16 protein-coding genes are annotated in these 21,140 nt (G+C 57.8%); 9 read left to right on the top strand and 7 right to left on the bottom strand.

Going from position 1 to position 21,140, the window contains the following annotated elements; translation table 11 throughout:
• Window positions 1-32: 32 nt before the first annotated feature.
• The 6 genes from cmk to gyrA form a co-directional block, all read right to left on the bottom strand.
• Window positions 33-722, bottom strand: a complete 690-nt coding sequence (cmk, locus tag AB4N48_RS05705; protein WP_056788351.1) for a (d)CMP kinase — start codon at window positions 720-722, stop codon at window positions 33-35.
• Complete coding sequence (locus AB4N48_RS05700) at window positions 719-2,926, bottom strand: bifunctional prephenate dehydrogenase/3-phosphoshikimate 1-carboxyvinyltransferase (protein ID WP_041478484.1); 2,208 nt, start codon at window positions 2,924-2,926, stop codon at window positions 719-721. The genes cmk and AB4N48_RS05700 overlap by 4 nt, the downstream gene beginning before the upstream one ends.
• A 28-nt stretch (window positions 2,927-2,954) precedes the next feature.
• Window positions 2,955-4,067, bottom strand: coding sequence for a histidinol-phosphate transaminase (gene hisC / locus AB4N48_RS05695; protein WP_122603645.1), 1,113 nt, complete (start codon window positions 4,065-4,067; stop codon window positions 2,955-2,957).
• 12 nt (window positions 4,068-4,079) lie between these two features.
• Window positions 4,080-5,174 carry a prephenate dehydratase gene (gene pheA, locus AB4N48_RS05690; RefSeq protein WP_016770924.1) on the bottom strand — a complete coding sequence of 365 codons (1,095 nt, stop codon included), beginning with the start codon at window positions 5,172-5,174 and terminating at the stop codon, window positions 4,080-4,082.
• Entirely contained in the window at window positions 5,174-6,259 is a 1,086-nt protein-coding gene (gene serC, locus AB4N48_RS05685; RefSeq protein ID WP_150637710.1) for a 3-phosphoserine/phosphohydroxythreonine transaminase, read from the bottom strand. The genes pheA and serC overlap by 1 nt, the downstream gene beginning before the upstream one ends.
• A gap of 229 nt (window positions 6,260-6,488) precedes the next feature.
• The gene (gyrA, locus tag AB4N48_RS05680) at window positions 6,489-9,143 is read right to left on the bottom strand and encodes a DNA gyrase subunit A (protein WP_095182243.1); all 2,655 of its coding nucleotides are present in this window, start codon (window positions 9,141-9,143) and stop codon (window positions 6,489-6,491) included.
• Between the two features lie 533 nt (window positions 9,144-9,676).
• On the opposite strand from gyrA, the gene AB4N48_RS05675 reads away from it, so the two are divergent.
• From AB4N48_RS05675 to AB4N48_RS05645, 7 genes are read left to right on the top strand one after another with little or no spacing between them, the layout of a single operon-like run.
• Window positions 9,677-11,107: a UbiA family prenyltransferase gene (locus AB4N48_RS05675; RefSeq protein ID WP_150637706.1), complete on the top strand. Its 1,431-nt coding sequence runs from the start codon at window positions 9,677-9,679 to the stop codon at window positions 11,105-11,107.
• The gene (locus tag AB4N48_RS05670) at window positions 11,104-12,414 is read left to right on the top strand and encodes an FAD-binding oxidoreductase (RefSeq protein WP_150637705.1); all 1,311 of its coding nucleotides are present in this window, start codon (window positions 11,104-11,106) and stop codon (window positions 12,412-12,414) included. The genes AB4N48_RS05675 and AB4N48_RS05670 overlap by 4 nt, the downstream gene beginning before the upstream one ends.
• Window positions 12,411-13,151: an SDR family oxidoreductase gene (locus AB4N48_RS05665; RefSeq protein ID WP_150637703.1), complete on the top strand. Its 741-nt coding sequence runs from the start codon at window positions 12,411-12,413 to the stop codon at window positions 13,149-13,151. Before AB4N48_RS05670 ends, AB4N48_RS05665 begins: the two co-directional genes overlap by 4 nt.
• Before the next feature lie 34 nt (window positions 13,152-13,185).
• Window positions 13,186-15,117 carry a phospholipid carrier-dependent glycosyltransferase gene (locus AB4N48_RS05660; protein WP_150637701.1) on the top strand — a complete coding sequence of 644 codons (1,932 nt, stop codon included), beginning with the start codon at window positions 13,186-13,188 and terminating at the stop codon, window positions 15,115-15,117.
• On the top strand, window positions 15,114-16,064 hold the full coding sequence (locus AB4N48_RS05655; protein WP_150637699.1) for an NAD-dependent epimerase/dehydratase family protein: 951 nt from the start codon (window positions 15,114-15,116) through the stop codon (window positions 16,062-16,064). The genes AB4N48_RS05660 and AB4N48_RS05655 overlap by 4 nt, the downstream gene beginning before the upstream one ends.
• A 2-nt stretch (window positions 16,065-16,066) precedes the next feature.
• On the top strand, window positions 16,067-17,353 hold the full coding sequence (locus AB4N48_RS05650) for an NAD(P)/FAD-dependent oxidoreductase (protein WP_150637697.1): 1,287 nt from the start codon (window positions 16,067-16,069) through the stop codon (window positions 17,351-17,353).
• Window positions 17,350-17,751, top strand: coding sequence for a GtrA family protein (locus AB4N48_RS05645; RefSeq protein WP_224787285.1), 402 nt, complete (start codon window positions 17,350-17,352; stop codon window positions 17,749-17,751). Before AB4N48_RS05650 ends, AB4N48_RS05645 begins: the two co-directional genes overlap by 4 nt.
• A 113-nt stretch (window positions 17,752-17,864) precedes the next feature.
• On the opposite strand, the gene mtnA is transcribed toward AB4N48_RS05645, so the two are convergent.
• Window positions 17,865-18,941 carry an S-methyl-5-thioribose-1-phosphate isomerase gene (gene mtnA, locus AB4N48_RS05640; RefSeq protein WP_406226929.1) on the bottom strand — a complete coding sequence of 359 codons (1,077 nt, stop codon included), beginning with the start codon at window positions 18,939-18,941 and terminating at the stop codon, window positions 17,865-17,867.
• A gap of 108 nt (window positions 18,942-19,049) precedes the next feature.
• Between mtnA and AB4N48_RS05635 the strand changes: the two genes are divergently transcribed.
• Both AB4N48_RS05635 and ubiG read left to right on the top strand, forming a co-directional pair.
• On the top strand, window positions 19,050-20,384 hold the full coding sequence (locus AB4N48_RS05635) for a TRZ/ATZ family hydrolase (RefSeq protein WP_041478271.1): 1,335 nt from the start codon (window positions 19,050-19,052) through the stop codon (window positions 20,382-20,384).
• Between the two features lie 56 nt (window positions 20,385-20,440).
• Window positions 20,441-21,139: a bifunctional 2-polyprenyl-6-hydroxyphenol methylase/3-demethylubiquinol 3-O-methyltransferase UbiG gene (gene ubiG / locus AB4N48_RS05630; RefSeq protein ID WP_024013875.1), complete on the top strand. Its 699-nt coding sequence runs from the start codon at window positions 20,441-20,443 to the stop codon at window positions 21,137-21,139.
• The last annotated feature ends 1 nt before the right edge of the window (window position 21,140 follow it).

Here is a 21,140-nt window from a genome sequence, read left to right as displayed (position 1 = left end):
GGACTATGACTGGTCCCCTGCGACCTTCTTGGTCACCCGGCGATATCGCGAATGGCGATCTCGCTCATGATGCGTTCAAGCACCTGATCGATGGAAAGCTCCGTTGAATCCAGCTGAATCGCGTCGGCCGCCGGCTTGAGCGGGGCTACTGCGCGCTGGGTGTCACGCTCATCGCGTGCACGGATCTCATCTAGCAGACTCGACAGACTAACACCCTCGACTTTGCCCTTCAACTGCAAATATCGACGGCGCGCCCGCTCCTCGGCACTGGCGGTGAGGAAAATCTTCAGCGGTGCACCCGGAAATACCACCGTGCCCATGTCGCGACCGTCCGCCACCAGACCCGGCGCTTCCTGAAACGCACGCTGGCGCTGCAGCAGCGCCTCGCGTACGGCGGGCAGCGCAGCCACTTGCGAGGCGCCGGAACCGACGCTTTCGGTGCGAATGACATCGCTGACTTCGTCGCCTTCGAGAATGATCCGCTGCAGCTGACCTTCGGTCGCGGCGATGAATTGCACATCCAGATGAGCGGCCAATGTCTTCAGCAGCTCTTCATTGGTCAGGTCGACGCCATGGTTGTGCGCAGCAAACGCCAGCAATCGATAAAGCGCACCGGAATCCAGCAGGTTCCAGCCCAGACGCTTGGCCAGAATCCCGGCGACCGTGCCTTTACCGGAGCCGCTTGGCCCATCGATGGTGATGACCGGTGCAATGTTTTTCACGACTGAGCCTCTTGTGCCACACGAATGCCGACTTGCCCGCACAGTGCGAGGAAGTTGGGGAACGAGGTCGCGACGTTGGCGCAATCATGGATGCGGATCGGTGCGGTAGCGCGCAACGAGGCAACGCTGAAGGCCATGGCGATACGGTGGTCGCCGTGACCGTGCACTTCACCGCCGCCGATCTGGCCGCCGTCGATGATGATGCCGTCCGGGGTCGGTTCGCACTTGACGCCCAGCGCCAGCAAGCCGTCCGCCATGACCTGAATCCGGTCGGATTCCTTGACCCGCAGCTCTTCTGCGCCGGTGAGCACGGTACGCCCTTCGGCGCACGCAGCCGCAACAAACAGGACCGGGAATTCGTCGATCGCCAGCGGCACCAGCGCTTCCGGAATCTCGATACCCTTGAGTTTAGCTGCCCGCACGCGCAAGTCAGCCACTGGCTCGCCGCCGACTTCACGCTGGTTTTCCAGAGTGATATCGGCGCCCATCAGACGCAGGATATCGATCACGCCAGTACGGGTCGGGTTGATGCCGACGTGCTCCAGCACCAGCTCGGAACCCTCGGCGATCGAGGCTGCAACCAGGAAGAACGCCGACGACGAAATATCGCCCGGCACTTCGATGTGAGTCGCGGTGAGCTTGCCGCCGGACTCGACCGAAGCCGTGGCGCCGTCAACGCTGACCGGGTAGCCGAAGCCACGCAGCATGCGCTCGGTGTGATCGCGGGTCGGTGCCGGCTCGGTCACCGTGGTCTTGCCTTCAGCATAGAGACCGGCAAGCAGCAGGCAGGATTTCACCTGGGCACTGGCCATCGGCATGGTGTAGGTCAGACCCTTGAGCTTGTGACCACCGCGAATGGTCATCGGTGGACGACCTTCGGCAGCCGTTTCGATCACGGCGCCCATTTCTCGCAGTGGGTTAGCCACGCGATTCATCGGACGCTTGGACAGCGAAGCGTCGCCGGTCAAGGTGCTGTCGAAGTTCTGCGCCGCCAGCAGGCCAGAGAGCAGACGCATCGAGGTGCCGGAGTTGCCCAGATAGATCGGGCCCGGCGCAGGTTTCAGGCCGTGCAGACCAACACCGTGGATAGTCACGCGGCCGTGGTGCGGGCCTTCGATGACCACGCCCATGTCGCGAAACGCCTGCAAGGTCGCCAGGGCGTCTTCGCCCTCGAGAAAGCCTTCGACTTCGGTGACGCCTTCGGCCAGCGAGCCGAGCATGATCGAACGGTGGGAAATCGATTTGTCACCCGGTACGCGAATCCGACCGGACAGGCGGCCACCAGGTTGAGCCAGGAAGATCAGATCGTTGGAATTCATAGCGTCCACATAGGCCCTGCGGGCCAGGATTTTACTGAAATGCTCGCGGGCAACCCGGGCGCGCGTGAAAACGCCCAACAATTGGTGCCCATCCCCTGCATCGACCGCGTCGCGCAAGGCGTCGAGGTCGCTGCGAAATGTATCGAGTGTGCGCAGGACAGCCTCGCGGTTGGCGAGGAAGATGTCGTGCCACATCACCGGGTCGCTTCCGGCGATTCTTGTGAAATCGCGAAAACCACCGGCAGCGTAACGGAAGATCTCCAGATTTTCATTGCGCTTGGCCAACGAATCGACCAGACCGAAGGCCAGCAGATGCGGCAAATGACTGGTCGCGGCCAGCACTTCGTCGTGACGCTCGACCTGCATGTGCTCGACATCGGCGCCCAGTTCGCGCCAGAGACGATCAACCAGCGCCAGCGCGGCAGGATCGGTCTGCTCGAGCGGCGTCAGGATCACCTTGTGCCGGCGGAACAGCTCGGCATTCGAGGCTTCCACCCCGCTCTGCTCGGAACCGGCAATCGGGTGCCCCGGCACGAAACGCGCCGGCATGCCGCCGAACGCCTCGGTCGCCGCGCGCACTACGTTGCCTTTGGCGCTGCCGACATCCGTAAGAATCGCCTGCCCCAGGTCCATGACAGCCAGACGCGCGAGCAGCTTTTCCATGGCCAGAATCGGCACCGCCAGCTGAATCACGTCAGCACCGACGCAAGCCGCCGCCAAGTCGTCTTCGCAGCGATCGACCACACCCAATTCGACCGCGAGCTTGCGCGATTGCGGGTCGAGATCAACGCCGACCACTTCACGGCACAGGCCGCTTTCACGCAAACCCTTGGCAAACGAACCACCGATCAACCCCAGACCGACCACCACGAGGCGACCGATCATAGGTGCAGCAGGTTGCAGCGCAGTGACATCAACCACGAGCCAGAACCTTGCGCAGCGCCTCAAGGAAACGGCTGTTTTCTGCCGGCAGACCGATGGTCACCCGCAGGTGGTTCGGCATGCCGTAATTGGCCACCGGACGCACGATCACGCCTTCGCGCAGCAAGCCCTGAAAAATCGGCGCCGCGACCACGCCGAGATCGACGCAGATGAAGTTGCCTTTGGACTCGATCCAGCCCAGCCCCAGCTCACGGAAACCCGCCTGCAACTGCTGCATGCCGGATTCGTTGAGCTGACGGCTTTGCGCCAGATATTCCTCGTCCTTCAGCGCTGCACACGCCGCCGCCAGGGCGAGGCTGTTGACATTGAACGGCTGGCGAACACGGTTCAGCACGTCCGCCACCACAGGCGTCGACAAGCCATAACCGACGCGCAGCGCGGCCAGACCATAGGCCTTGGAGAAGGTGCGCGACACCAGCAGGTTCGGGTACGCAGCGAGGAAGTCGAGACCGTCCGGCAAATCGTTGCCTTCGGCGTACTCGATGTAAGCCTCGTCGAGGACTACCAGCACATGCTCGGGAACATCTTGCAGGAACTCATCCAGCGCTTCAGCGCCGAACCAGGTGCCAGTCGGGTTGTTCGGGTTGGCGATAAACACCACGCGGGTGTTGGCATCGATGGCTGCGAGCATGGCCGGCAGGTCATGGCCCCAGTCTTTGGCCGGAACTACTTTGGCCTGAGCGCCAACTGCTTGAGTCGCGATCGGATACACCGCGAAGGCGTGCTCACTGAACACCGCATTCAGGCCCGGCGCCAGATAGGCACGCGCAACCAGCTCAAGAATGTCGTTGGAGCCATTGCCCAGCGTGACCTGATTCAGCTCGACACGGCACTGCTCGGCGAGCAGCGATTTCAGGGCGAAGCCATTGCCGTCCGGGTAGCGGGTCAGCTCGGCCAGCTCTTCGCGGATCGCCGCCAATGCCTTCGGGCTGGCGCCCAATGGGTTTTCGTTGCTCGCCAGTTTGACGATTTTTGCCGGATCCAGATCCAGCTCGCGCGCCAGTTCGTCCACAGGCTTGCCCGGAACGTACGGCGAAAGTTGTTGCACGCCCGGCTGTGCCAGAGCGAGGAAGTTGCCACTCATTTGCTACCGCCCTTAGAGAACTGCTTTCGGGTAGGAACCCAGCACTTTGAGTGCTACTGCTTCCTGACTGATCTTTTCCAGCACACCTTTGATCAACGGATCGCGGTGGTGGCCGACGAAGTCGATGAAGAACACGTAGGTCCATTTGCCGCTGCGCGACGGTCGGGTTTCGATGCGGGTCAGGTCGATGCCATTGTCGTGGAACGGCACCAGCAACTCATGCAGCGCGCCGGGCTTGTTGCTCATCGACACGATGATCGAGGTCTTGTCGTCGCCGGTAGGCGGCACTTCCTGGTTACCGATCATCAGGAAGCGCGTCGAGTTGTCCGGGCGATCTTCGATCTTCTCGGCCAGACGCGTCAGGCCGTACAGCCCTGCCGCCATGTCGCCAGCGATCGCCGCCGAATTCCACTCACCCTTGACCCGCTTGGCGGCTTCAGCGTTGCTCGACACCGCGACGCGTTCGACATTCGGGTAATGCGCGTCCAGCCACTTGCGGCACTGGGCCAGCGACTGCGCATGGGAATAGATGCGGCTGATGCTGTCGGTCTTGGTGTTTTCGCCGACCAGCAGATGATGGTGGATGCGCAGCTCGACTTCGCCACAGATCACCATGTCGTGTTCGAGGAAGCTATCCAGCGTGTGGTTGACCGCACCTTCGGTGGAGTTTTCCACCGGCACCACGCCGAAATTCACCGCACCGGCGGCGACTTCACGGAACACTTCATCGATCGCTGCCATCGGCTTGCTGATCACCGCGTGACCGAAGTGCTTCATCGCTGCCGCTTGGGTGAAGGTGCCTTCAGGACCGAGGTAAGCCACTTTCAGTGGCTGCTCCAGCGCCAGGCACGACGACATGATTTCGCGGAACAGCCGCGCCATTTCTTCGTTGCCCAGCGGCCCCTGATTGCGCTCCATCACCCGCTTGAGCACCTGAGCTTCGCGCTCGGGACGATAGAACACCGGCACTTCGCCTTCGGCCAGCGAGGCCATCTTCACGCGGGCGACTTCCTGGGCGCAACGCGCACGCTCACTGATCAGCTCGAGGACTTTGGTGTCCAGAGCGTCGATGCGAACGCGCAGTGCCTTGAGTTCTTGCTCGGACATCAGCCGTGTTCCTTCTCGAATTCCGCCATATAGGCCACCAGGGCGTTGACCGCAGTGATGTCGACGGCGTTGTAGATGGAGGCGCGCATGCCGCCCACCGAGCGGTGGCCCTTGAGGTTGAGCAGGCCGCGCTCGTCGGCACCGGCGAGGAACGGCTTGTCCAGACGATCGTCAGCGAGACGGAACGGCACGTTCATCCACGAGCGATCCGACTTGTTGATCGGGTTGCTGTAGAGGCCACTGGCGTCGATGAAGTCGTACAGGGTGCGCTGCTTGACGTCGTTGAGCCTGGCGATCGCTTCGACGCCGCCCTGCTCTTTCAGCCATTGGAACACCAGACCGGACAGGTACCAGGCCAGCGTCGGCGGGGTGTTGTACATCGAACCGTTATCAGCGGCGACCTTGTAGTTGAGCATGGTCGGGCACAGCGAGCGGGCCTTGCCCAGCAGGTCTTCGCGGATGATGTTGACGACGATGCCGCTCGGGCCGATGTTCTTCTGCGCGCCGGCGTAGATCATGCCGAATCGCGAAATATCGACCGGGCGCGAGAGGATGTCCGAAGACATGTCGGCGACCAGCGGCACGTCACCGGCTTGCGGGATCCACTGGAATTCCAGGCCACCGATGGTTTCGTTCGGCGCGTAGTGAACGTAAGCGGCGTCTTTCGACAGGCTCCACTCGTTCTGGCCTGGGATGGCGAAATAGTCGTAAGGCTTGGCAGTCGCAGCAACGTTGACGTGGCCGTAGCGCGAGGCTTCTTCGATGGCTTTCTGCGACCAGATACCTGTGTCGATGTAGTCGGCCGAGCCGCCTTCAGGCAACAGGTTCAACGGGATCTGCGCGAACTGCTGGCTCGCGCCGCCCTGCAAAAACAGCACTTTGTAGTTCGACGGGATATTCAGCAGGTCACGCAGATCCTGCTCGGCCTGGGTGGCAATGGACACGAACTCATCGCTGCGATGGCTCATTTCCATGACCGACAGACCCTTGCCGTGCCAATCAAGGAGTTCACCCTGGGCGCGCTGCAGGACAGCTTCAGGCAGCGCCGCCGGACCGGCGCAGAAGTTATAGGCTCGCTTGCTCACATCCAATCTCGCTCTGATTTGGTGGTCACTTGAATCTTTTGGTTTGCAGCTGATCGTTCCAACGCTCCGCGTGGGGATGCATCCAATGACGCTCTGCGTCATGGGACGCGGAGCGTCCCCAGCGGCATTCCCACGCAGAGCGTGGGAACGATCATCCGCAGTGTTGCAAATTTTCATACCGGACAAATAACAAGGGGGCGAATTCTCATCCGCCCCCTCGTTTGTCCGCTTATTCCTGCGGTTCTTCGTCTGCTGCGGCGTCGAGTTGCTGGTCGTCTGCGGCCTCGTCGATACCGACGGTGCCTGCGATTTCCTCGCCCTCTTCACCTTCGAGCTCTTCGCCTTCGATTTCCGAAGGCTCCTGAACCCGTTCCAGGCCGACCAGGGTTTCATCCTTGGCCAGCTTGATCAGCGTCACGCCCTGAGTATTACGGCCCAGGCTCGACACTTCGCCGACACGGGTACGCACCAGGGTGCCCTGATCGGAGATCAGCATGATTTCTTCGCCGTCGAGCACCTGTACCGCGCCGACCAGACGGCCGTTACGCTCGTTGCTGACCATGGCGATCACGCCCTGACCGCCACGCTTGTACTCAGGGAACTCGGTGATCGCGGTGCGCTTGCCATAACCACGCTCGGAAGCGGTGAGGATCTGGCTGCCTTCTTCCGGGATCAGCATGGAAATCAGCTTCTGCCCTTCCGGCAGACGCATGCCGCGTACGCCGCGAGCGGTGCGGCCCATGGCACGCACGTCGGACTCTTTGAAACGGGTGACCTTGCCGCCGTCGGAGAACAGCATCACTTCGCGCTCGCCATCGGTGATAGCTGCAGAGATCAGCACGTCGCCTTCGTCCAGCTCCAGCGCGATCAGACCGACGCTGCGCTGACGGCTGAAGGATTCCAGCGGGGTCTTCTTCACGGTGCCGTTGGCGGTGGCCATGAAGATGTAGTGACCTTCGGTGTATTCCTCGACCGGCAGCATGGTGGTGATGTATTCACCGTCATCCAGCGGCAGCAGGTTGACCAGCGGACGACCACGGGCCGCGCGGGAGGCTTCCGGAATTTCGTAGGTCTTGAGCCAGTACACCTTGCCCTTGCTGGAGAACAGCAGCAGCGTGGTGTGGCTGTTGGCGACCAGCAGGTGAGCGATGTAGTCCTCATCCTTGACGCCGGTAGCCGATTTGCCTTTGCCACCACGACGCTGAGCCTGGTACGCAGCCAGCGGCTGGGTCTTGGCGTAGCCACCGTGGGAGATGGTCACGACGCGCTCTTCTTCCGGGATCATGTCGCCCAGGGTCAGATCGAGACGGGCATCGAGAATTTCGGTGCGGCGCACATCGCCGTATTCGGCGCGGATCACTTCCAGCTCTTCGCGGATCACTTCCATCAGGCGCACAGCGCTGTTGAGGATGCGGATCAGCTCGCCGATCTGGTTGAGGATCTCTTGATACTCGGCCAGCAGCTTCTCGTGCTCCAGACCGGTCAGACGGTGCAGGCGCAGTTCGAGAATGGCTTGCGCCTGTTCTGGCGAGAGGAAGTACTTGCCTTCACGCAGACCGTATTGCGGATCGAGATTTTCCGGACGGCACGAATCGGCACCGGCACGTTCAACCATCGCCACCACAGCTGAGGATTCCCAAGGCGTGCTGATCAGCGCTTCCTTGGCTTCCGATGGCGTTGGCGACGCCTTGATCAGGGCGATCACCGGGTCGATGTTCGACAGGGCAACGGCCTGGCCTTCGAGAATGTGCCCACGCTCGCGCGCCTTGCGCAGTTCGAACACGGTACGACGGGTGACCACTTCACGACGGTGACGGACGAAGGCTTCCAGCAGATCCTTGAGGTTAAGGATGCGTGGGCGGCCGTCGATCAGCGCGACGATGTTGATACCGAACACCGATTGCAGCTGGGTCTGGGCGTAGAGGTTGTTGAGGATCACCTCCGGCACTTCGCCGCGACGCAGTTCGATCACGACGCGCATACCGTCCTTGTCGGACTCGTCGCGCAGCTCGGTTATGCCTTCGAGCTTCTTCTCTTTGACCAGCTCGGCGATCTTCTCGATCAGACGCGCCTTGTTCAGCTGGTAAGGCAGCTCGGTGATGACGATCTGCTGACGGCCACCGACCTTGTCGATGTCTTCGATGATCGAGCGGGCACGCATGTAAATGCGTCCGCGACCGGTGCGGTAGGCTTCGATGATGCCGGCGCGACCGTTGATGATCGCAGCCGTCGGGAAGTCCGGACCGGGGATGTATTGCATCAGCTCATCGACGGTCAGCTCAGGGTTGTCGATGAGGGCCAGGCAACCGTCGATGACTTCACCGAGGTTATGCGGCGGAATGTTGGTCGCCATGCCCACAGCGATACCGCTGGAACCGTTGACCAGCAGGTTCGGTACACGGGTCGGCATGACCGCCGGGATCAGTTCGGTGCCGTCGTAGTTCGGCACCCAGTCCACGGTTTCCTTGTGCAGGTCAGCCAGCAGCTCGTGCGCCAGCTTGGTCATGCGCACTTCGGTGTATCGCATGGCCGCAGCGTTGTCGCCGTCGACCGAACCGAAGTTGCCCTGGCCGTCGACCAGCAGGTAGCGCAGGGAGAAAGGCTGGGCCATACGAACGATGGTGTCGTATACGGCAGTGTCACCGTGCGGGTGATACTTACCGATCACGTCGCCGACGACACGGGCAGATTTCTTGTACGGCTTGTTGTAGTCGTTGCCCAGCTCGCTCATCGCGAACAGTACGCGACGGTGCACGGGCTTGAGGCCATCGCGCGCATCCGGCAGTGCACGGCCGACGATCACGCTCATTGCGTAGTCGAGGTAGGACTGTTTCAGCTCGTCTTCGATATTGACCGGGAGGATTTCTTTGGCCAGTTCGCCCATGAGAAGCTTGATTCCTTTTTCTGGTGAAACTTCGTCATATCCATGTGGGAGCAACGAAGCTCGTCGGGGCGGGCCGAGTGCCATGCGCCGACTTACGACAAATCAACATTGGATCGCGGATTTGCGCAGTAAAGACAGCTCCCTGGAGCCGCCTCGGAAAACGCCGGATGTTATCACAAAGGCCGCCACGCACCTATCCCTCCAGAGCCTGCCGAAACCATTAATCTGACACAAAATCGCCTCAGAACGCCTTCTGCGCCGTTTTCAGTGATCCAAAGACATTTTTTACCTCTCGAAAAACGCCCGTCCGCTCCGTTTTCAGCGCCGAGATGACTTCAGATAAGCAAAAATGAATTTTGAGTGGCTCTTGTAGCGCCATAAAAAGTGTGACGGTGAAGTCTTTTTTTGCTCAAATGCGCAGCTCGATTATACGCATCGCAATAAGTGTCTGACTGAAATGCTCTAGCGAGCCCAATCGGCCGACTCGCCATATGGCAAAGAAGCGTAGTTTTATTTCTTAGGGATAAGCTTTCGTGACATCCAATGCCCCCCCGCTCGTCGTAGACCTAGACGGCACTCTCCTTCGTTCGGACCTCTTGCTTGAGACAGGCATTGCTTTTCTAAGAAGCAACCCTCTCCAACTGTTGAAACCATTCATCTGGTTATTGAAAGGCAAAGCCTCGCTCAAGGAAGGCCTTGCCAAGGACAGCCACGTTGACGTTACGGTATTGCCGTATGACCCTGCCGTAATAACGCTGATCGAACAGGCGCGCGCGAGCGGTCGCAGCATCGTTTTGGCGACTGCAAGTCATATCAGCCTGGCGAACAGAGTCGCCGACCACTTGCAAATTTTCGATAAGGTAGTGGCGACCAATGGCAGTCTTAATCTCTCGTCACATCTCAAACGTGACGTGCTGGTTGAGCAGTATGGAAATGAAGGATTCGATTACATCGGCAACTCTCTGGATGACATCGTCGTCTGGGCCAGCGCGCGTAAAGCTTATGTCGTCAATCCGGAGCGCGGCGTCGAGAAACGCGCAGCGGCTCAGGGGAATGTTGAGGAAATCATTCGCTCCAACACCACCAGACCCAAGGACTGGATAAAAGCCCTGCGCCTTCACCAGTGGATGAAGAACATACTTATCTTCGTGCCGCTGCTGACTGCGCACCTACTGACCAACATTCCGTTCGTCCTGCAAGGTCTACTGGCCTTCCTGTTCTTCGGCCTTTGCGCATCCAGCGTCTATCTGCTGAACGACCTCCTGGATCTCAATGATGACCGCCATCATAAATCCAAACGGAACCGGCCCTTTGCATCCGGAAAATTGAGCATACGCGTAGGACTGCTGGCCTTTCCTTCGTTATTGGGAATCGCCTTCATCGGCTCTGCGGTCCTTTTGCCCTGGGAGTTCACAGCAACCCTGATCGGATACTACATATTGACGCTGGCCTACTCGCTTTCCATGAAGCGCAAAATGGTCGTGGATGTCATTTCGCTCGCATTGCTTTACACCATTCGGATCATTGCGGGTGCCTGCGCATTGAACCTGGAGCTCACATTCTGGATTCTTGCGTTCTCGATGTTCATGTTCCTGAGCCTGGCATTGGTCAAACGCTATGCCGAACTGCGTGAAGCCAAGCACAGTGGCCGCACGGAAAAAACCCGAGGCCGAGGGTATTATCCTGACGACCTTGAAATGATTTCCTCTCTGGGAGCCGCTTCCGGCTATCTGGCTGTAATGGTATTGGCAATGTACATTCACGACCCCGCCACCACTCGCCTGTATTCACACCCGCAGATCATCTGGCTTGCCTGCCCGATTCTATTGTTCTGGATTTCCCGGATATGGATGCTGACGCATCGTGGAAAAATGCATGATGACCCTGTCATGTTCGCCGTGTCTGACCGCACCAGCATCGTTGCGGGCCTCTTGATGGGCCTGGTGTTCTGGGTGGCCGCGTGAATACCGACCTCTTATCCTGGGGGCGATACCCCCGCCTGCCTCAATCGGGACATAGCGCCAACTGGCGAATGGATCTGCCCGCACTGATAGAAAGTGTCAGCCGCACCCACGGCAGCACACTCCCGTTCGGCAACGGACGCAGCTATGGAGACAGCTGCCTGGCCGCCAGTGGCCATGTGCTGAATATTCGTGCACTTGATCGCTTCATTGAGGTGGACTGGCAAAACGGCAGGATCACGGCTGAAGCCGGCGTAACACTCGCGCAAATCCTTGAGATATCCATCCCTAACGGCTGGTTCCTCGCGGTGACGCCCGGCACGCAATTCGTGACACTGGGAGGCGCGATAGCCAACGACGTGCATGGCAAGAATCACCACGTACGCGGCACCTTTGGCAATCACGTCACGGAGTTTGGCCTGCTGCATAAAAACGAAACGCTCATCTGCAGCCCGACACAAAACCAAGCACTGTTTCGTGCCACGATTGGCGGCCTGGGCCTCACCGGGGTAGTGAGCTGGGCGCAGATACAGCTGATTCCAATCCAGTCGAGTCAGATCGACAGCACCCTTGTACGTTTCAACAATCTTAGTGAGTTCTTCGAGCTTTCCAGTCAGTTGGACCACCAGCATGAATACAGCGTTGCCTGGATCGACTGCCTCGCCAAGGGAGAGCAACTTGGACGAGGTATTTTCATCGTCGGCGACCATGCGCCTTATGGCTCATTGACCCTGAACAAGCGGAACAAACTGACGGTCCCGCTGACGCCACCGGTTTCCCTTATCAATAATCTGTCTTTGCGCGGTTTCAACGAAGCTTACTGGCGCAAGAGCCCGGTCAAGCGAACCCGCATTCGTAGCGAGTATGAGCCCTTCTTCTATCCGCTCGACAGAGTGCTGCACTGGAACCGAATTTACGGCAACGCCGGGTTTCAGCAATTTCAATGCGTCATTCCCGACGCCAACGCTCAAATCGCCATGGCTCAGCTACTCAAGACCATTGCGGACTCCGGTAACGGTTCTTTTCTGGCTGTGCTCAAACGCTGCGGCGAATGCAATTCACCCGGTCTCCTCTCTTTTCCGTTACCTGGCGCCTCTCTTGCGCTGGATTTCCCGCAATCAGCAAGCCTGGAAAAGCTCTTCGCACGTCTGGACGTCATTGTCAGAGAGGCCGGAGGCCGGATCTATCCAGCCAAGGATGCACATATGAGCGGTAGCGATTTCCGCACCGCTTACCCTGAGTGGGAGCAGGTTGAAGCCTTGCGTGACCCGTCTATGAATTCCCGCTTTTGGAAAAGGGTAACTGAATGAAACGAGTTTTGATCATTGGCGCAACCTCAGCGATCGCTACGGCATGCGCACGCCGCTGGGCCGCGGAAGGTAGTGAGTTTTTTCTGGTCGGCAGAAACCTTGAAAAACTTCAACAAACCGCCGCCGACCTTGAGAGCCGAGGGGCCAAAGCGACGGCTTTGCACACCATGGACGCTACTGACACAGGTACCCATGCCGCGATGCTTGAACACTGCATTGACGCCATGCGCCAGATCGATGTTGCCTTGATCGCACACGGCACCCTCCCCGATCAGCAGCAATGCGAGCAAGACCCTGCAGTAGCGCTCCATGAGTTCATCAATAACGGAACATCCGTCATTGCATTACTGACATTGCTGTCGAACCAGTTTGAAACGCAGCGCTGCGGTACTCTCGCGGTGATTTCTTCAGTAGCCGGTGATCGCGGCCGCCCCTCCAATTATCTGTATGGCGCTGCCAAGGCTGCCGTCTCGACATTCTGCGAAGGATTGCGCGCCCGCATGTTCAAAGTCGGTGTTCACGTGATCACCATCAAACCCGGCTTCGTCGATACGCCAATGACACAAGGCTTAAAACTGCCGAAGGCACTGGTAGCCCAACCTGACCAAGTTGCAAAGAGAATTGCAGACGGCATAGATCGGAAAAAAGATGTGCTTTATGCACCTGGTTTCTGGGCGCTGATCATGCTGATCATTCGCTCGATTCCAAGTTTTGTGTTCAAAAGAATAAATCTCTGAATTCAGTTAATTTTTTTCGAAATGGGGTGACACCTTGAAGTTTTATAAACTTTCAAGTCAATATTTATCGTCAATACGCGGCATACAGTTAATCAGCCTGGCAACGCTAGTCTATGCATTTTACATAGCCCTGAATTACGCCGGACAACCGCTGATTGAGCTCTTTGGCTTCAGACAAACACAAACAGCCTTGACCTCTTTCTGGTTTATTCAGGAAGGCTACAAACTTGCCTATGAAACTCCGGTTTCCGGTGCACCCTGGTCGATCCCTTTCGAATTCCCGCTCTACCAAGCGATCGTTGCGTTTATTTCTCAGCTGCTTGACAGTGATCTTGGCAAAACCGGAAGACTGGTTTCTTTTGCCTTCCTGGTCCTTTGTCTCTACCCCGTCAACGAAATTTGCAAATCGCTCAAGCTGAGCCGAAGCAGCTTCTATCTATTTGTTGGCCTGCTTTTTTCCAGCCCCATCTATCTGTTCTGGGGCAGAACATTCATGATCGAGACAATGGCGCTGTTCTTTGCCGTTCTTGCGATCAAGTACTTTCTGGACTTCCTCAACGCAAAAGGAAAATGGGCGGCAGCAGGCTTTTTCGTCTGCATTTCGCTGGCCATTCTTCAGAAAGCGACAACCGGTTTGCCGGTGCTCGCGGTGCTTGCCTTCGTCTTCCTGTTTTACGAAATTGACAGAAACAAGAGCATCATCGGCGCAATTTCCGTCAAAAATATTATCTGGGCGGTCACCCTGTTCGCGCTGCCGATTGTCATTGGCTACGGTTGGACGTTCTACACCGATATCATTAAATCCAAAAATGAATTCGGGATGAGCATTACCTCTCAAAGCCTGTCTGCGTGGAACTGGGGAACACTGACACAGCGCCTCTCCATGCCGCTCTACTCTGATGTCATCTGGTCGAGAATTATCAAGGGTAACCTGTCGGGCATATTCGGCATTGCAATCATCCTGGGCGCTTTGCTTCTGTCGAAAAGCAATAAGCTGAAATTCATTATCGTTGCAGCCTGTGCACTGGGCATATTGCCTCTGTTTATCTTCACCAATCTCCACCTTGTGCACACCTACTACCAGTCCGCCAATGTCATTTTCCTCATATTCGCTCTGGCAGTCGCCGTTGCCGAGGGTCTGGAGGGAGCACGCCGGACAGTGATCTCGGCAATTGTTTTCCTCGCCTTGGTACTGAACAACTACGGCGCCTTCGCCAATGACTATTTCAATAAGGTTCATGAAGATCTCAACATCGGCAACTCTCGGGATCTGATGCTGGGTGAGGCGCTTAAAAGGAACATGTCTCATGACGAAGGGCTTGTGGTGTATGGCAATGACTGGAGTTCCTCGATCGCCTACTATGCCGAACATAAATCCTTCACCGTACCGGATCGGTTCCGCAACCTGAACAAAGTCATCAATACGCCAGAAGCCTATCTGGGCGGCCTGCCTCTGGGCGCGATTTCCTCCTGTCCCGAAGCGCCGGTACCCACCGTGCGCCAACTGGTTGACTGGAAGCACAACGGCACTCAATGGAAAGCTGCTGAAGTCTGGAACTGCATTGTCGCCTTCCCCGAGAAAACCATCGGCCTTGATTTGCCGAAGGTAAAGACAGACTGCCAAGGTAATCTGGACTATGTAGGCGATACGACGAGCAAGACGCCTGACACTGTTCAGTTCAAAGGCTGGACAACGATTGATGGTTCGCAGAATACAATCCCGTCGCAGGTCTACATAACGCTGACCGACGCGAATGGAGCCGTGAAGTACTACAACGCGGTGCAATCCTACTACTACGGTGTGGGCGACTTGTTCAACCGCCGAGACATAGTCAATGCGGGTTTTGGAAGAATCATCGACACCTCGACCTTGTCCGGAAAATATACCGTTGGTGTCGAACGAGTCGTGGATCAACAAATGCAGGTTTGCCAATTCAGCAAAGAACTTCAGGTTAATAAAAAATGACCAGTATTAATCTCAAAGAGCGGATCATCCTTCCGGGCGGCGCTGGCCTCGTTGGGCAAAACCTGGTCGCACGCCTGAAAGCGAAGGGCTACGAAAATATCGTGGTCATCGACAAACATGTCAAGAACCTGGAAATCCTCAAACAGGTACAGCCGGAAATCACCACGGTACTTGCCGACCTTTCCACGCCAGGAGACTGGCAAGAGTATTTTATCGGGGCAGATGTAGTGGTCATGCTGCAAGCACAGATCGGCGGCAACGACTACAGCGACTTCGTCCACAATAATGTGGACGCAACACGCCTGATCCTTGACGCGATCAAGACCAACAGCATCCCGTACCTGGTACATATCAGCTCCTCGGTCGTTGAATCCGTGGCTGATGATTTTTATACCAATACAAAGAAAGACCAGGAACAAATGGTTCTGGCCAGCGGCATTGCGTGCCCGATACTTCGGCCGACGCTGATGTTTGGCTGGTTTGACCGCAAGCATCTGGGCTGGCTGTCCCGCTTCATGAAAAAGGTTCCGGTATTTCCGATCCCGGGCCACGGCCGTTATATGCGCCAGCCCCTGTATGTGGGTGACTTCTGCAATGTCATCATCAGTTGCATCGAACAGCGAGTTCATGACGGAATATTCAATATCTCTGGCCATGAGAAAATTGATTACATCGATATCATCCGTGAAATAAAGCGCGCCACACACGCTAAAACCATTATTGCGAAAATACCTTACAGCATTTTTTACGGCCTTATCTGGACGTGGAGCCTGTTTGACAAAAACCCACCGTTTACCACACAGCAGCTGGCATCTCTCAGCGCGAAAGACGAGTTCGAAGTCAACGATTGGCCCGGTACGTTTAACGTGCCCTATACCCCATTCGCTGCGGCCGTGAACGAAACCTTCAATGATCCGAAGTACAGCAAAGTTGTTTTGGAGTTTTAAGCATGGCGCAACGAATTGCCGTTCTTGGTGCAGGCCCAATGGGATTGGCCGTGGCCTATCAGTTGGCACGCGATGGCCATACACCCGTCATTTTCGAAGCCGATGACCGTGTAGGCGGGATGACCGCGCCCTTCGATTTTTCGGGCCTGAGTATTGAGCGCTACTATCACTTCCACTGCATTTCCGACCACGCCTTTCTTAAAGTTCTGGACGAACTGGGCCTGGCTGGGGAAATGCGCTGGACCGAAACCAAAATGGGCTACTGGTATCAGAACCGACTTCAGGCCTGGGGCAACCCAATCGCGCTGCTGAAGTTCAAAGGACTGAGCCTGACAGCCAAATTCCGTTACGGTCTGCATGCGTTTCTGTCAACCAAGCGCAACGACTGGAAGCCGCTGGACAATGTTGAAGCGACTGGCTGGATCAAGCGCTGGGTGGGTAACGAAGCGTGGGAAGTGCTTTGGCGTCGCCTGTTCGACTATAAGTTCTATGACCACACTGGCAACCTCTCCGCGGCTTGGATCTGGAGCCGCATTCGCCGCATTGGCAGATCCCGGTACAGCCTTTTCAAGGAGAAACTGGGCTATCTGGAGGGCGGATCGGAAACACTGCTGAATGCGCTGGCACAGGATATTCGCCAACACGGTGGTGAAATCCGCTTGAAAGCCCCAGTCACTCGAGTAGTGATCGAAAATGGCGCGGTAAAAGGCGTCGAGGTTGAGGGCATGGTCGAGCCATTCGACAAAGTCATCAGCACCATTCCGCTACCTTACGTGCCAAAAGTCATGCCCGATCTGCCTGACGAGATATTGCAGCGTTTCAAGGCGCTGAAAAATATCGCGGTAGTGTGTGTCATTGTAAAATTGCGCAAGGCATTGACAGAGAACTTCTGGCTAAACACCAATGACCCTGAAATGGATATTCCAGGGCTGGTCGAATACAGCAACTTACGTCCGATGGAAGAACACATTGTCTATGTGCCTTTCTACGTACCGGGCGAGCATCCAAAATTTCAGGAACCTAACGAAGTGTTCCTGGATAAAGTTCGTCGATATCTAAAGAAAATCAATCCGGCACTGACCGATGATGACTTCATTGATATTTATGCCAGCCGCTACCGTTACGCCCAACCCATCTGTGATCCTGGCTATCTCGATCGGTTGCCACCGGTACAGTTACCGGTAACGGGTCTATGGGTCGCGGACACGTCTTATTACTACCCTGAAGATCGAGGCATCTCTGAAAGTATCGATTTCGGGCGAAAAATGGCCAAGGATGCTGCAGAGTGAAAGAAACACTGATGAGCCGGCAGTTCCTGGCGTTTCTTGTGACGGGCGGCACCGCTGCCGCCGTCAACTTTTGCTCCAGACTGCTCTACAGCCTTTGGTTCGACTTTTCGACAGCTGTCATTCTGGCTTACATCACCGGGATGATTACGGCGTTTGTACTGGCCAGGCTTTTTGTGTTCCGCGACAGTAGCCAATCAACGCACCGATCGGCGTTTTTTTTCATACTGGTGAATCTCGTCGCGGTGGCACAAACCTGGTTGATCAGCCTGGGGCTTGCACACTATTTACTTCCCGCGATGGGAATCACACTTTTTGCCAACGAGATCGCTCATGCGGTCGGCATCATAGTTCCAGTGTTTACCAGCTATTTGGGACATAAACGCTGGTCGTTCAAGTAATGCGCTGACGGCTGCAAAAAATGTCAGCCGACGCGTCTGCACCTCCCTATTCATGACAGTACTGGCTGCGATCCGAAGCCCGTACTGTCATGACCAGGTTTTCTTCCATCCTTTCAATGCAAACGCTTGCGGCACATCAGCTGGGCCATTTTCGCGGTGTCCGGGCGTTCGACGATGCCTTTCTCGGTGACGATCGCGTCGATCAGATCCGCCGGGGTGACATCAAACACCGGGTTGAACGCTTCAACATCGGCACCGACGCGTTTACCGCCAACTTCAAGCAGTTCGGCGCCATCACGCTCTTCGATCGGGATGTCATCGCCGCTGGCGAGGTTCATGTCGATGGTCGAACTCGGCGCCACCACCATGAAGCGCACGCCGTGGTGCATGGCGTTGACCGCCAGTTGATAGGTGCCGATCTTGTTCGCCACGTCGCCATTGGCGGTGATGCGGTCAGCGCCGACGATCACCCAGGTCACGCCTTTGGTTTTCATGATGTGCGCGGCAGCGGAGTCGGCATTCAGGGTCACCGGGATGCCTTCGTTGGCCAGTTCCCACGCGGTCAGCCGCGAGCCCTGCAGCCACGGCCGGGTCTCGTCGGCATAGACGCGTTCGACCATGCCTTCTATATAAGCCGCGCGGATCACTCCCAGCGCAGTTCCGAACCCACCGGTGGCCAGCGCGCCGGTGTTGCAGTGGGTCAGGATGGCTTGAGCGTTGCCCTGATGCTTGCGAATCAGATCGACGCCAAGCTGCGCCATGGTCAGGTTGGCCTCGCGGTCGCTTTCATGAATGGCGATAGCTTCGGCTTCCAGCGCCGCCAGCGGATCGGCGTTGCTTTTCAGGCGATCCAGGCGATCGTGCATGCGGCCCAGCGCCCAGAACAGATTGACCGCGGTCGGACGCGAATCTGCCAACAGCGCGAAATCCTCTTCCAGTGCCGTGTACCAGTCGCCGCCCTCGGCAATCCGCGCCCGCGCCGCGAGGACGATGCCATAAGCCGCACTGATGCCAATAGCCGGCGCGCCGCGCACGACCATCGAGCGAATCGCCTCGGCCACGCCGGCGGCGCTGGTGTAGGCGATCCAGGTTTCCTCGAACGGCAAAATACGCTGATCCAGCAGGTGCAGCGCGCCATCACGCCAATCGATGGCCTTTACTTTCTCCGCAGCCAACAGTCGATCGCGCATCCCACACCCCGCACTCATGAACAAAAGCCGCCGATTATAGCGATCCCCCCGCGAAGACGCTCGGGTATACTTCGCCATCCTTTACAAAAGCACTGGAACCGACCCTCGATGCCGAAACCTGCCATTGCGCTCGACCTGTTATTGCTGCCGACCTGGCTGGTCCCCGTCGAACCTGCAGGCGTGGTGCTCAAGGAGCACGGCCTGGGCATCCGTGACGGTTGCATCGTATTTATCGGCCCACGGGCCGAAGCGTTGAAGTGTAACGCGACAGAAATCCGTGAACTGCCGGATGTTCTGTTGGCGCCGGGACTGATCAATGCCCACGGCCACGCGGCGATGACGCTGTTCCGTGGCCTGGCTGACGATCTGCCGCTGATGACCTGGCTGGAAAACCACATCTGGCCGGCCGAAGGCAAATGGGTCGATGAGGATTTCGTCCGCGACGGCACCGATCTGGCCATCGCCGAGCAGATCAAGGGCGGCATCACCTGCTTCTCTGACATGTATTTCTTCCCGAAAGTCGCCAGCGAGCGCGTACACAACAGCGGTATCCGTGCGCAGATCGCCATTCCGATCCTCGATTTCCCGATCCCCGGCGCCAGCAGTGCCGACGAAGCCATTCGTCAGGGCGTCGAATTGTTCGGGGATCTCAAGCATCACGAACGCATCAAGATTACTTTCGGCCCTCACGCACCCTACACCGTTGGTGATGAGAACCTGGAGAAAATCAGGGTGATCGCCGAGGAGCTGGACGCTTCGATCCATATGCATGTGCATGAAACCGCATTCGAAGTGCAGCAGGCCGTCGAGCAGACCGGCGAACGGCCACTGGCGCGCCTGGGCCGCCTTGGCCTGCTCGGCCCGCGCTTCCAGGCGGTGCACATGACCCAGATCAGCGATGACGACCTCGCGCTGCTGGTAGAAAGCAACAGCAGCGTGATCCACTGCCCGGAATCCAACCTCAAACTGGCCAGCGGCTTCTGCCCGGTCGAACGTTTGTGGCAGGCTGGGGTGAACGTTGCCGTCGGCACCGATGGCGCGGCGAGCAACAATGATCTGGACCTGCTCGGCGAAACCCGCACCGCCGCCCTGCTGGCCAAAGCCGTTGCCGGTTCTGCCACGGCGCTGGACGCTCATCGCGCCTTGCGCATGGCCACTCTCAATGGCGCCCGTGCGCTGGGGATCGAGGCGCAGGTCGGCTCGCTGGAGATCGGCAAAGCCGCAGACATCGTCGCTTTCGACCTGTCCGGCCTGGCGCAGCAACCGGTGTATGACCCGGTGTCGCAGCTGATCTATGCGACCGGGCGTGATTGCGTGAAACACCTGTGGGTTGCCGGCAAGCAACTGCTCGACGACCGGCGCCTGACCCGCATGGACGAACAACAGCTGGGCGAGACCGCCCGCCACTGGGGCCAGCGCATCAGCGGCCACACCGAATCGTAAACACCGCGGCGCAATATCCGCGGCTACAGCCTTTTTCAAGTTTTAGAGGATTTAACATGAGCAACGTCGACCACGCCGAAATCGCCAAATTCGAGGCCCTTGCCCATCGCTGGTGGGACCGTGAAAGCGAATTCAAGCCGCTGCACGACATCAACCCGCTGCGGGTCAACTGGATCGACGAACGAGTCAATCTGGCCGGCAAGAAAGTCCTCGACGTCGGTTGCGGCGGCGGCATCCTCAGCGAAGCCATGGCTCAGCGCGGCGCCACCGTGATGGGCATCGACATGGGCGAAGCGCCGCTGGCGGTCGCACAACTGCATCAGCTGGAATCCGGGGTCAGCGTCGAATACCGGCAGATCACCGCCGAAGCCCTCGCCGACGAAATGCCCGAGCAGTTTGATGTGGTCACCTGCCTGGAAATGCTCGAGCACGTGCCGGATCCATCGTCGGTGATCCGCGCCTGTTTCCGCATGGTCAAGCCGGGCGGCCAGGTGTTCTTCTCGACCATCAACCGCAACCCGAAGGCGTATCTGTTCGCGATCATCGGCGCCGAATACATCATGAAGCTGCTGCCGCGCGGCACCCACGACTTCAAGAAATTCATCCGCCCCTCCGAGCTCGGCGCGTGGAGCCGCATGGCTGGCCTGACCGTCAAGGACATCATCGGCCTGACCTACAACCCGCTGACCAAGCACTACAAGCTGGCCAACGACGTTGACGTCAACTACATGATCCAGACCCTGCGCGAGGAATAAG

The sequence above is a fragment of the Pseudomonas sp. S2_C11 genome (assembly GCF_054668395.1).
This window is presented reverse-complemented; position numbering and strand designations above follow the sequence as displayed.